We start from the raw sequence: 13,798 nt of genomic DNA on the forward strand, positions 1-13,798 counted from the left end.
ATTTTTAAAACTTTTACATTTAAACCTTTTCTTCGTATTTTTGTCTTAATAACAAGGATACATCATAAAAATACATGCTATGAAAAGGATACTACTGAATAAATTTTTCCTGTTTATTTTATTCTGTACGGTTGCTCTATGTTCTTGTGGAGTGTGGAGTTTAGACTCGAAAGTAAAACAACTCAGATTGGGCATGACCAAGCAAGAGGTTGTGAATGTGTTGGGTACGAGCTATACACACCTTGAGGCTGTTGCGGTTCCCGAGGGTGACTTGGAGACAATTGCATACTCCGACAACTTGTATGGAAATAGCTATACAATTCGTTTTCTGAATGATAAATTAGTAGAATGGTTTGCCGGTACTCCCAATAGGACTCCTGTGCCTGTTGTTGTGCCTGTACCTCATTCCGGGCATAATTAATTGTATACGATGCGATCTTAGCTTCAATAGCTAAGTGTTAAGGACATATCAAAAGCGATTACATTTTTGGTTTGCAATCGCTTTTATTGTATTTATTATTCGTAGAAGAAACTGACGCTTGTTTTTACACCTTCACTTGTATAAGAATAGTGATAGAGGTTGTATGTGATGTTGTATTGATTTTTATAATTAATTGTTTCTTTGAGTTGTCCGTCTTTGGTGTATGTAGTTACAGAGGTAATCTGCTGAGGATTTGCCTTGGCCGGTGATACTGTGAACAGTGATAGCCATTGTTGCTTGAAACTGTCTTTGAATGCACCGTTTCTGTTTTCGAAAGTCATTGTTTCGAAGTCTCCGTTTGCATGCGTATACTTTATTATATTTCCCTGTTTGTCATATTCAAATTTTTCGATATCTCCATTGTTTTTTGTATACTCGGTTACTTTTCCCCAATCATTCAATTTTATTTTAGATATCGCATTTGTTGCTTTATCAGTGAGGTTAACCGTCTTGTTGTCGGGATAGGTAACACTTAGATCGGATATAACACTTATTACTTCCGGCTCGTTTTCTTCAGTAATGAGTATCTCGCTTACTTTTCCCTTGTCGTAGATAAATTTGGTTATAAACCGTGGTGCTGAATGCCCGGTGGCATACTCTTGTATTTCTCTTGCCCAGTTGTATGAAAAATAATAGCGGGTTGACTCTTTATCTACTGTTTCTATCATTGTAGATACTGCAACGGGTGTGGCTCTTGAGATGGCATCATATATTGTAACCACATATTCAACCTTGCTGCCGTCTTCTGCTGTAACAGTATATTTTACGGGATTCGTAAAGTCAACTTCTGTTCCCGAAGCAGGATATATCGTCGCACCTTCCGACACGGTTATTGTAGGCGTTATTTTAGTCCAATCTGTATCCACGGGAACTTCGGCGTCTACCCTGTTTTTTTGCCAATCTACGTCGCCTGAGTTCTGACCGATCTTGAAAACAAGGATGTATTTATCTGATGATTTTGCCGTGGTTATAGTCACAAGATACTCTTGCTGAGAGCCATCCTCTGCCGTTACTATATATTTTACAGGATTGGTGAAATCCAGCTCCATTTCTGAATTCGGGCTTACGGATGATTTGGGCGATACTTTAATCGTCGGTTTTATCTTTTTTAAGTCACTTCCCTTCGGCAGGGTTAGTCTTACCGTTTTATTTGTTTGGTCTATTGTAGCTTCTATTGCGTTTACACTAAAAGCTCGGATCTCTTTAATGTTACTTTGTGTATCGTCATCGCAGGCTGTAGCTGTTGCAATCAATAATATCAGATATAAGATTTTTTTTAGTCCCATGATTAGAAAATTTAAATTTTAGAAGTATTAGGCTCTGCTAATCTCTATATGCTTAATTCTCAATTAGCGGTTAGGTTGTCGGGTACTTTTGTGTATCTGACATGAACAATGGTTATGCAAATTTAAAACTTTAAGGTTGTTTAGCGAACTATTTGCGTGTTTATTTTTATTGTAATTTTCGAATTTGATAAAGCATAATCGTACAAAGTTCCGAAATCGAACACTGATTTATTGGTTATTTATTTGTTTATTAGGTATTTATGTTTTTGGCAGGACGTTTGATTATATACTTCGGAATAAATATATCGACCGATGATTAAGTAATAATGTATGAGGATAAATATTAGCAACTCTATTTTGTTGTTCGTTTTACAGAGCAGTAATAAAATAAAAAGCATTGAGTATGTATAAGCAGTATTTTAAACAAGCAATCGCCGGGCTGAGGGAAAATCCTCTAGTAGGCTTTTTTACTATTTTAGGTACTGTTTTAGCTGTAGCCACAATGATGATTTTGGTCTTGACTTATCAGATAAAAACGGCTTCTTTTTCGCCGGTTTCGGAACGAGGTAGAATGCTTTATATAGATGTAATAGAAGGTCTTAATAAAGATAATGTAGGGTATAGTGGAGGTGGAATGGGATATAATATCGTGCAGCAGTGTTTTTATAAAATGACAATTCCGGAGGTAGTGACAGCTGTTACCTCTAATGTGACACAAAAGCAAGCCTCGGTTCAAGGCAATAAAAAGATCAGGGAATGTGATGTAAGAGGAACGGATGTAAACTTTTGGAAAATATTCGATTTCCATTTTATAAACGGAACCTCTTATACAGAGTCGATGTTTGCTTCGGCTATGCCGGTAGCCGTGATAAGCGATAAAGTGGCACGAGAATTTTTCGGAACAACGGATGTTGCCGGTAAAACCATGCAATTAGACTATGTCGATTATAAAGTCTTAGGAGTTGTAGCTTCTGTAAGTGATGCCGTTAGTGAAGCCTATGGTGAAATCTGGACTCCTTATTCGCTGAATGATGAGGTGATGAAAGCTGACTTTACCGAAGGGATAGGTGGTGAATTTCAAGTATTTATATTGGCTAAATCTAAGAGTGATTTTGATGCCATACGCCAAGAAGCCCAAAGTAGGGTGGCTACTTTTAACTCGGGACAGAAAGAATTCAAAGCCAATATATGGAAGCAGCCTATTACGAGTACTCAACGCATGTTTTACTATGTGCAGGGCGACCATCTGGATGGTAATTTTTCGGGAATGCTCTCGCTTGCTGCTTTATTTCTTTTCTTGCCTATATTTAACCTCTTGGGTATTATGTTTTCTCAAATTAAAAAGCGAAGCCCCGAGATTGGGTTGAGAAAGGCTTTTGGTGCAACATCTACAAAGATTATCGGGCAACTTATTATAGAGAATTTTGCAATCACCTTCATCGGAAGTGTTATCGGGGTGGGAGTGTCTATCTTATTCTTATATATGGCAAAAGATAGTTTGTTGGGGTATCCTGATGTTAACGTGCATTGGTCTATGATTCTGAAACCTACTCTTTTTGTTGCCGCCATATTAGTTTGTCTGCTCATTAATATCCTGTCTACCATCTTGCCTGCATGGAGAATAGCCAAAGCAGAAATCGTAGAGTCATTAAATACTGAGAATTAAAAAACAATTAACGATGATAAAGAATCTTTTTAAACAAATATGGATAGAGCGTCGGCATAATGGTTGGCTGATATTGGAGTTGATTGTTGTGTTTCTCTTTCTACTGCTTATGTCCGACTTTTTGTATGTCAGGGCTAAAAACTATCTGGAACCTAAAGGCTTTGATATAGATAATACTTACGTGCTGAAACTAAAAGCACTATCCCCTATTGCCCCTAATTATGTTGCGCCCGAGCAGATTACACAAACCCCAACGGAATCATTACTCAGCTTGCTGGATCGGATAAAATTATATCCCGATGTAGAAGCTGTGGCAATATCTTTTCATTCGGCGCCTTACTCGATGGGAGGTGTGTGGGCCTCGTTGAAAGTGGATTCTGTTATCACAAAAGCTATTCGCGATAGGTATGTCACTCCTTCTTACTTTGATGTATTTCGTATCCGTACAGCTGATGATAAGCCTATTCGGGTTCAAGAAAGCGGGCAGAATCAAATTATTCTGACACAGGATATTGCAGAGCAGCTCTATGGGAGCGCAAATGCTGCCATAGGAAGGGATGTTTTTTTTCCCGAAGAGGGAGGTCGAGGAACGAATCCCAACCGAGTTATAGCTGTTAGTAGCATAATGAAGCGTCAGGAGTTTTTCCCATACGAGGGAGCTTTCTTTGAGATTATAACAAATTCAAGGCTTGAAGATTGGAGCAAAGAAAATGATGTAACCAGAGTTGATATTTCTATTCGTGTTAAGTCGGGGAGTGCAAAGCATTTTCAGGATAATTTTCAGAATGATATGGGCGACCGTCTGCGAGAAAATAATCTTTATGTAGCGTCTGTTACACCTTCTTCTAAGTTTAGAGAGGATGTTGTAGGAAAAGAAATCAGGGAGTCTATCCTGCCTATGGTTTATGTCGTCGTTTTTGTACTTATTACTGTGTTTCTGGGTGTTTTCGGTACATTCTGGTTGCGAACATATCAGCGTCGAAGTGAGATTGGTATCCGTATGGTGGTAGGCGCAGATAAGGGAAAAGTGCGTCTCCATATGATATTGGAGGGGTTGTGCCTGATGTCTTTGTCTATCGTTCCCGCTTTTATTGTCTATATAAATATGCTTATCGGTGATGTTTTAGACGTTTGGCGAGTTCCTGTTTCTATCGAGCGTATATTGATTGCGTTGGTAGTTGCGCTGATGGTGATGATATTGATTATTGTAGCGGGGATATTGTGGCCCGCCAATCGAGCAGCTTCTATACAGCCTGTTGAGGCTTTGAGAGCTGACTAGGTGTTGGGATTTAGATTCCATTGATCATAAAAATAGTCGCAAAAGAGAATGATGTATTCATTTAAAATGACAAAGTAAGTAATACTATTCTTCCTTTTGCGACTCTTTATTTTATATCCTAATACTTGAAGCTGCTTCCTCCAAGAAACTCCCTCAATAAAGATGTAGGAGGTAATTCTTTGTCGTTGATGTAGTTGAAGTATCTCAGGAACTTAAGTAGCCGATGGGCTTCCGCATATTCGGGTGCGCTGTTGGGTACTTGCATCAATACAGGTTCGGCATGGCGGCGCAGTGCTGCCAGTTCGTACATCATAGCCGAATTGAACATTACATCAGCATTTTCCTGATATGGGAAAATCCATTTATCCTCACCTCTGCGTACGCTCTGCCAACGCGAAATAGTGTCGATTGCCGAATAGCTTCGGTATTTATAGTCGCGTATCAGCCTGCGCAATAGTCGGTTGTCTGCCGTTGGTATCCAGTTGTGGTTGTCTAACGAAATGGTAGTGAGGGCAGATACATATATCTTGTATTTCTGGTTGTCAGGTATATCTCTTGTCAGTTCGGGGTTAAGTCCGTGGATGCCTTCGATCACAAGGATTGAGTTTTCTTCAAGCAGGAGTTTGTCTCCTTTATACTCTCGTTTTCCCGTTGTGAAGTTGAATGTCGGTAAATCTATTTCCTCCCCTTTCAGTAATTTCTGAAGGTCTTCATTAAACTTAGCTATATCCAATGCATACAATGATTCGAAGTCATAATCTCCATCTTCGTCCAAAGGGGTTAATTCCCTATCTACAAAATAATTGTCGAGCGATAGTCCTACCGGTTTTAAGAGGTTAACCATCAGCTGTACTTCCAGCCGCATTCGGAATGTTGTTTTTCCCGACGATGAAGGGCCGGATATAAGTGCTACCTTGACACCCTCTTTTGCCCGTGCTGCTATTTCGGTAGCAATATTTGCTATCTTCTTCTCCTGATAGGCTTCCGATACCTTTATGATATTAGGCATTGTACCCATCTTATTCGCTTTGTTCATATCTCCCACATTATCGAGCCCAATGATATTCAGAAACTTGAGATGCTCTTTGTATACATTGTACATTTTATCTTGCGAAATGACAGGTTCAAGTTCAATCGGGTTGCTTCGGTTTGGTACACGTAGCAACAAGCCATCATTGTAGAGTTCGAGCCCGAAGAGGTGAATATATTTTGTAGAAGGCACGAGGCATCCGTAAAAATAGTCGACCGATCCGTTGAGCCTATAATATTTGGAGTATAATTCTCCCGAACTTTCGAGAAGCAAGGCTTTGTCTTCAAACCCTCTGTTTCGGAACATTTTCACTACTTTGTCGGTTTCTTCCTCAACGGCTTCGAAGCGCATATCGGCCTCGATATATTGTTGCATTTTTGTCTTTATGGCCACTATTGCTTTTTCGTCGATCGTACCTCGGTCGCTGATCTTACAAAAGTAACCCAGCGATATGGGGTGCTCGATATAAAGCTGAGCTTCGGGGAAAGTTTCGGAAACAGCTTTTGCCAGCAGAAAGCAAAGCGAGCGTACATAAGCCCGCATGCCCGATGGGCTTGTTAGGTCTACAAAGGTTACCGTTTTGTTGTGATACACGCAATAGTCGAGAGGTTCGGTTTTATTATTGACTTTTGCGTTTACGATGGTAGATTCTGACTTGACGTCAAAGCCTTCCAATATTTTTATAAGATTGCTTCCTGCAGGAAAGTCCTGATATGTATTTGTGTTTGTACAAAAAATCGTTACTTTTTTCTCCATAATCTGAATGTAAGTTATAAACATATCGAAGGATGTTCTTAGTTATAAAAAACATCCTCCAGATTATAAAGTTAAGTAAAAATATTTATTTAAAAAACATGCCTGTGCAGAACTATATTAATGGCATGCCCAGCTTTAGTGCTTCAGAGCACATTTCTTTAGGCCATAGTCCGGCTTGTATCTCCCCGATATGCCCTTTTCTGAGGTAGAACATGCATAGTCGCGATTGTCCTATTCCGCCGCCTATCGATTGTGGGAGCTCTTCGTTTAGCAAACGCTTGTGGAAATAAAGCTCTTTTCTCGATTCCTGACCTGATATCTGAAGCTGCTCCAATAGTACTTCTCTATTTACACGTATTCCCATCGATGATAGTTCCATGCCTTGTTCCAAAACAGGATTCCATACGATAAGATCTCCGTTGAGTCCTTTGTATCCGTTTTCGGACTTGGTAGTCCAGTCGTCATAGTCGGGAGCTCGTCCGTCGTGTGGTTTGCCATTGCTAAGCTCTCCGCCAATACCAATGATGAATACGGCTCCGTATTCTTTTGCTATTTTGTTTTCTCTCTCTTTTACAGGGAGGTCCGGATACATTTGCAATAACTCTTCTGCATGTATGAATTTTATGTTGCAAGGCAAAATAGGAGTGATAGTAGGGAATATCTCATATACTAAATACTCTGTTCTTACCAATGCAGCATATATTCTGTTTACAATTTGTTTCAAGAATTCTAAGTTTCGGTTTTCGGGAGACATAACCATTTCCCAATCCCACTGATCTACATACAAAGAATGCAAGTTGCCCAGCTCTTCGTCTGCTCGGATGGCATTCATGTCTGTATATATGCCAAAACCTTCATTTATATTGTAGTCGGCTAGGGTCAACCGTTTCCATTTGGCTAATGAATGAACTATTTCGGCACGTTCGTCACCCATATCTTTTATTGGGAAATTTACAGCTCTTTCTACGCCGTTGAGGTCATCGTTGATGCCCATCCCTTTGAGAACGAACAAAGGAGCTGTAACCCTTCTTAAGCGTAATTCGGAAGATAGATTTTGTTGGAAGAAATCTTTAATCTGCTTGATGCCCATCTCTGTTTGCTGTAAATCTAAGAGGGCACGATAGTGTTTGGGTTTAATTAAGTAGCTCATTTTTATTAATTTGCCTATTTACGTGTTAAATGATTTGCAAAGTTAGGCTTTTTGTGTTAATGTGAAAATTTTATGGGCTTAAAATATGCATTTTGATCGTTTTGATGATCTGTTATTATTTTCTTTGTGAAGAGTTTATCGTTAAATTATCTTACACTATTTTCTATATATTCTTAATATTGCGTCGAATAGACAATCCTGTCTTATGTCGATATTGTCTTTGTTTTTGCTTGTTCACTTACTTTATATATTATGCGTTAATAATCTTGTGTATATTTGTTGTTTGAACTTTATTTAGATAAATTTGTTTAATTTTTATACTATATACGAAGTCGATATAGTGCTATCAACTTGTCGAAATCTTGTCAGTTTTAATGAAATTTAACTTCTATTTTTGTGATTGTAAGTTGATCTTAAATAATTGTCTCAAAATGTTAAGATGCTTTATTTTTGATAATTAGCTGTTGTATTGTTTTTTTTATGCAGGAATAAGCATTGGGGAGGTGGTTTAGGAAAGTTATAAAATGAATTTAGAGAGTTATACCAAATGTAGTATAACTTTATTCATAAAAAGACATTGTGACTAGTAGTTTTATTAAATATGAAAACAGCATGTGGGTGAAATTGTTTTCGTTAAATAAAATCGGATAACCTTTTTTGTATTGCTTATTTAGAAGCTTACTCAGAGCTTTTGAGCAATCAATTTTATTACTTCTTTATTATTAGTGAGGAACTTTAATTTTTTTTATTATGAATGATTACCTAAAGGAAAGGAAAGTTGGTAAGGGCATATTCAAAATATTGCTTTTGTGCAGTATTTTATTTTGTTCTTTTACCATTGTTCAAGCTCAGACAGTTACGGGTGTCGTAAAAGATGCTAACAATGAGCCTATTATTGGTGCTAGTGTAGCCGTGAAAGGTACTACTACAGGTACTTTGACGGACACAGAAGGGAGCTATAAAATATCAGCAGGGTCTAACTCTGTTTTGGTATTTTCATTTATTGGTTATACTTCGAAAGAGGTACCGGTAGGTTCTCAAAAAGTTATAAATGTAACTTTGGAAGAAAGCAGCCAGCAGCTGGATGAAGTTGTTGTGACAGCTCTTGGGATGAAAAGATCTACAAAAGCTTTAGGGTATGCGATGACTGAGTTGAAAGGGGATGATTTAGCAAATAACTCAAATAATCCGATCGATGCTCTTCAAGGAAAAGTTGCCGGACTTGAGATTTCAGGATCCGACGGCGGTATGTTTGGATCATCTAAAATCCAACTTCGTGGTATTCCAACATTGAATGGAGTTAACAGGCCTATTTATGTTGTGGATAACGTTATTTTGAGTAACTCAAATGCAGACGCAGGTGACGCAGACTGGAGTTCAGGCGCTAACGACTGGGGTAATGAACTAAAGAATCTAAATCCAAGTGATTTCGAGACAGTATCTGTTCTGAAAGGAGCTGCTGCTACTGCTCTTTATGGATCTAGGGGTTTGTTTGGTGCTATCGTTATCACTACAAAAAGTGGAAAAGCTACAAAAGGATTTGGTGTTACATTCAACCAATCTTTTGGTATAGATCATGTGTATAAACAACCGGATCTTCAAAATGTGTATGGTGTGGGAGCTCTGTCAGGTTATGTAGACTATGGTAAAACCAACTCAAGTGGTGCTTATTACGGATGGGATAACCAACATCAGTTTAAATACAATGGAGATGGAAAGGCTATGTTCAATGACTGGGGTATGGGATATGGACCTCGATTTGACGGAAGCGCTATTCTTGGATATGACAATGAGGAAACTACTTACAGAGCGATAAAGAATAACTATAAAGATATGTATAATTTAGGTTTCACTACCAACTCTAACCTTACAGTGCAGGGTGGTAATGATAAGACAACATTTTATACATCTTTAGCCTACAGACATCAAACAGGAACATTGCCTAACAATGAGTTTAACAGGTTAACTTTATTGACAAAAGCATCTCATAAGATTTCTGATAAAGTAATGCTTGATGCTTCTGTAAACTTTGGAAAATCAAATCCTAAAAATGTTCAGCCAAACGTGGGTGAATACTTTGCTAGCGGAACATTTACACGTGAATATGATCCTTCTTATTATCGTAACAAATATAAAGGAACACATGGCGGTTTGGCTAACTCTTCCTACGATGATAAATATGGAAATGTACCGGGACGCGACTTATGGTGGAGTATTTATGAGAATAATACAACACAGGAAGAGGTATCGATCCGTCCAAGCTTAGCATTAACTGTTGACATCTTGGATTGGTTGAAGTTCAAAACCGAAGGTAATTATAATTACTATTATACAAACCGTGAAACAAAAAATCCTAACTCAGGATATGCTAGAACTTATGACGGTGGTAACGGTTACTATGCTATGACTAGCACAAAGAAAAGACAAACAAACCTGAATGCTAGCGTACTATGGGATAAGCCTCTAAATGCAGATTTCAATTTTACCGGATTTTTGCGTGGTGAGTACTATGACAACTGGCAGAGCTATATGACAACCAGTACAGATGGAGGTTTAGTTGTTCCGGATCTTTATTTTATCAAAAACTCTGTAAAAGCCGCTAAAACTGAAGCTTATACATTGGGTACAAAGAGAATGTTCTCTGTAGCCGGACAAGTTGGAGTGAGCTGGAAAAATAAACTATACTTAGATGTAACAGGACGTAACGACTGGTCTTCTTCATTGGTTTACTCTGATGGAACAGGCAACTTCTCTTACTTCTATCCGTCAGTAAACGGCTCAGCTATTCTTTCAGAATTGTTGACTTTGCCTGAATGGGTTTCGTTTGCAAAAGTTCGTGCATCATGGGCACAAGTAGGTAATGATACCGATCCTTATAGTTTGAATAATGCTTATTTCTTGAGAACTACAGTGATGGGCGACAAATATATAAGCTCTTTACAGATAGAAAATCAGGACGGTGTTGATATTCTTATCTCTAAAAACTTGAAGCCGGAACGTAAGAATGCATGGGAAGTAGGTCTCGATTGGCGTTTCTTCAACAATAGAATCGGTGTTGATGCGACATACTATAAAGAAAATACTAAAAACCAGATCATGACAATTGCAGTGCCTGAGGTGTCTGGTATCTCTCGACAAATAGTAAATGCCGGTAATATTCAAAACTCAGGTATCGAGTTAGCTCTTCACACTGTTCCTATCGAAAGCAAAGACTGGCAATGGGAAGTAGACTTCACTTATACCCGTAACCGTAATAAAATAGTATCTCTTCACGAGAATGTAGCAGACTATATTAGCCTTAAAGGAAATACTAACTATGGTAACTACCGTGTTGGTTCAGTTGCAAAAGTGGGTGCTGAATATGGTTTGTTGATGACAGACTCTAAACCTAAAATTGATGAGGCTACAGGCTTAGAAGTTTTAACTTGGTCTAACGGTAGACGTATGGCTTATGCACAACGTAGTGGAAAAGAAGAAATAATAGGTTCTGTTAATCCGGACTTTTTAGGTTCAGTTTCTACAACATTGCGTTACAAGAAAATGTCTTTGAGAGTAGGTTTAGATATGCGTTTTGGTGGTTATGTGGCTTCTTATAACTCTCGTTATGGTACTGCATACGGATTTACAGAATCATCTCTAGCTTATTCTGATGCTAGCCATGGTGGTGTATCTTGGCAATCGAAATTTGATGGAATGACTTACACTGACGGATATATCCCTCAAGGTATTTTCCCTGCAGGAACTGTAATCAATCAACCGAATGGAGGTACATATACTGTAGCTGCAGGAGGAGAAACATTCCAAGACCTATATGATAGAGGACTAGTAGAGCCGGTACATGCTTCAGCGTGGACTTATTTCAGAAACAGCTGGGGACAAGGTGTGGTTAACGACGATTGGTTCAAGAAGCTTAATTATATAGCACTTCGCGAGATATCATTCAATTATGCATGTCCTACAACTTTTGCGAATAAATTAGGAGCAAGAGCTTTGTCTGTTGGAATTACAGGAAGAAACTTAGGTTACTTATTGAACAGTATGCCTAATCATGAGAATCCTGAAGGGCTTCGTGGTACATCAGCTGCTGAATTCCGTTATCGTTCTTTCGCTGGATTTACAGCAAGTTATATGTTGAATATATCAGCCACATTCTAATTTTTAAAAAGTACAGATATGAAATTTAAATCTATTATATTTATTTCAGCTATAGCCGCCTTATCCTTTGTTACATCAGGGTGTAGAGATGATTTTGCTACAATCAATACAGACCCTCAAACGGTGGCTCAAGGTGATGTTAACTTTTTGTTGACAGAAGGAATACGTAAATTTGAACCTTCGGGGTATCTTTTATGGTTCTATAATGCTCCTATGATGGTTAAATGGGCTCAATTGGGAGCTGCTTCCGGAGGGTTTTCTTCTAACTATCATCTAACTACAGCTACTGGAGATCAAGGTCAGATGGCATATAGAGTGATGAAATATCTTCGCGATGTAGAGTATATTCTTTCTAAAAAATCAGAAACAGAAGCTGCTACTTATAAACAACATGTGGCTGCTTTGAATGTCCTTACTATCTATATGGGTATATTCGATACCGATATGTACGGAGATATGCCTTATAAAGATGCTGTGAAGGCTCGTTATTCAGATCCTATTATCCTTACTCCTGATTATGATAAGGTAGAAGATCTATATAATCTTTGGTTGACTCAACTGGAGGAAAATATGGCTACATTTGCCGATCAGGATATTACAAATAATAGAAACAAATTGTTTAGCCAACAAGACCTTATTTATAGTGGTGATGCTGCAAAATGGGCTAAATTGGCAAACTCTCTACGTTTGAAAATAGCTGTTCGCTTATTGTCTCAAAACAAAGCAAAAGCACTCGAAATTGCTGCTTCTGTAGCTAAAAGCCCGGTAGGTGTACTTGATGGATCAGGTGATAACTTTATTCTAAACAAGGGTACAACTGCTATTTCTGACAATGATAAAGATTTTGTATACCACTTTGGTAATGGCGTGTTTGGAAGTTCTTTATGTCCTTCTGCAACTGTTTTAGACTTTATGCTTTCTAACCAAGACCCTCGTGTTCGTTTCTTCTATAAGAAAAACGGTTATAATTCTAAAGTTGTACAGGCATTCTTCGATCAGGGCAAAGACCTTCCTAATTTTATAGCAGCCAATGTAGAATATACTACAGTGGATGGTAAGAAGAAATTCTCTAAATGGAAAGGTCTGGGTGAACCATGGGTACGTTACTATGGATTGCCGGTAGTATTAGATGCAAATCAGAATAGTGCTTATGATGGTTATTTCAAAACAACTCCATATACATTAACTTCTGCGAGCGGTACTCAATATACATATAATGCTGTTGCTCAGTATAATGAAGAAATGGTAAGAGGACGAGTGGATTATACTATTCCGGTAGCTCCTGGAGACACACCTCCAACAGATACAAACGATAATCCTTGGTACGGAATGTATATGTCAACTGCAGAGGTAAACCTCTACTTGGCTGAGTTTGCTTTACTAGGCGCTGATTTGCCTCAATCGGCTGAAGTATATTACAATAAGGGTGTTAGAGCTTCGGTAGAAGAATATAACCGTTTGGCCTCATTGAATAAGATTCCATATTATGGTACAACTTATGGTTATGACCCTAATGAAAAGGTAATTGATCTACAAAGTGGCGAAATTGATGCGATGATGGCTAATGCTGGAGTTAAGCTGGAAGGAACAACTGCAGAAAAACTTGAAAAAGTTTATATACAGGAAATTCTTCACCTTACATTCTTCCCTTCAGATCAGTTTTGTGTCGTGCGTCGTTCGGGTATACCTGCAAGAAATAGCTCATTGTTCAAATGGGTAGATTTCTCAGAACCGAAAGCTACAGAAATACCACGACGTTTCGAAATAGCTACACCGTCTGTTACAGACCTTATGTACAACAAATCAAAAGCTGCTTACGAAGCTCAAGGATTTACTACAGGAACAAGTATCTCTACATCGTTGCTAAACAGCGAACGTGTATGGCAAGATAAAGGCGCTCCAAACTTTGGAGATGGCCCTAAGTAAGTTGTTCAAACACTAATTTTAATAGAATGACCCTAGGCTCTGAGCTTAGGGTCATTTTTTTTGAGGGTG

At 38.4% G+C, this 13,798-nt stretch carries 8 protein-coding genes; 5 read left to right on the top strand and 3 right to left on the bottom strand.

Annotated elements, in window-relative coordinates:
• Positions 1 to 79: 79 nt before the first annotated feature.
• Positions 80 to 421, top strand: a complete 342-nt coding sequence (locus LDB17_RS05100) for a hypothetical protein (protein WP_135104594.1) — start codon at positions 80 to 82, stop codon at positions 419 to 421.
• Positions 422 to 516: 95 nt separating this feature from the next.
• Here the strand turns inward: LDB17_RS05100 and LDB17_RS05105 are convergent, their stop codons facing one another.
• Complete coding sequence (locus tag LDB17_RS05105) at positions 517 to 1,767, bottom strand: DUF5018 domain-containing protein (protein WP_252638382.1); 1,251 nt, start codon at positions 1,765 to 1,767, stop codon at positions 517 to 519.
• A 403-nt stretch (positions 1,768 to 2,170) separates the two neighbouring features.
• Here LDB17_RS05105 and LDB17_RS05110 point away from each other — a divergent pair, with 403 nt between their 5' ends.
• A complete protein-coding gene (locus tag LDB17_RS05110; RefSeq protein ID WP_252638381.1) occupies positions 2,171 to 3,433 on the top strand; it encodes an ABC transporter permease in 1,263 nt (420 codons plus the stop codon).
• A 13-nt stretch (positions 3,434 to 3,446) separates the two neighbouring features.
• Entirely contained in the window at positions 3,447 to 4,712 is a 1,266-nt protein-coding gene (locus LDB17_RS05115) for an ABC transporter permease (RefSeq protein WP_252638380.1), read from the top strand.
• Positions 4,713 to 4,830: 118 nt separating this feature from the next.
• Here LDB17_RS05115 and LDB17_RS05120 read toward each other — a convergent pair whose 3' ends face one another.
• Complete coding sequence (locus tag LDB17_RS05120; protein ID WP_252638379.1) at positions 4,831 to 6,498, bottom strand: nucleoside kinase; 1,668 nt, start codon at positions 6,496 to 6,498, stop codon at positions 4,831 to 4,833.
• Positions 6,499 to 6,610: 112 nt separating this feature from the next.
• Positions 6,611 to 7,648 (bottom strand): aspartate--ammonia ligase, encoded by a 1,038-nt coding sequence (asnA, locus tag LDB17_RS05125; RefSeq protein WP_252638378.1) that lies wholly within the window; start codon positions 7,646 to 7,648, stop codon positions 6,611 to 6,613.
• Between the two features lie 750 nt (positions 7,649 to 8,398).
• On the opposite strand from asnA, the gene LDB17_RS05130 reads away from it, so the two are divergent.
• Complete coding sequence (locus tag LDB17_RS05130; protein ID WP_252638377.1) at positions 8,399 to 11,803, top strand: SusC/RagA family TonB-linked outer membrane protein; 3,405 nt, start codon at positions 8,399 to 8,401, stop codon at positions 11,801 to 11,803.
• 18 nt (positions 11,804 to 11,821) lie between these two features.
• On the top strand, positions 11,822 to 13,729 hold the full coding sequence (locus tag LDB17_RS05135; RefSeq protein WP_252638376.1) for a SusD/RagB family nutrient-binding outer membrane lipoprotein: 1,908 nt from the start codon (positions 11,822 to 11,824) through the stop codon (positions 13,727 to 13,729).
• Positions 13,730 to 13,798: the final 69 nt, after the last annotated feature.

The sequence above is a fragment of the Dysgonomonas sp. Shenzhen-Wh21 genome (assembly GCF_043392705.1).
Lineage (GTDB): Bacteria > Bacteroidota > Bacteroidia > Bacteroidales > Dysgonomonadaceae > Dysgonomonas.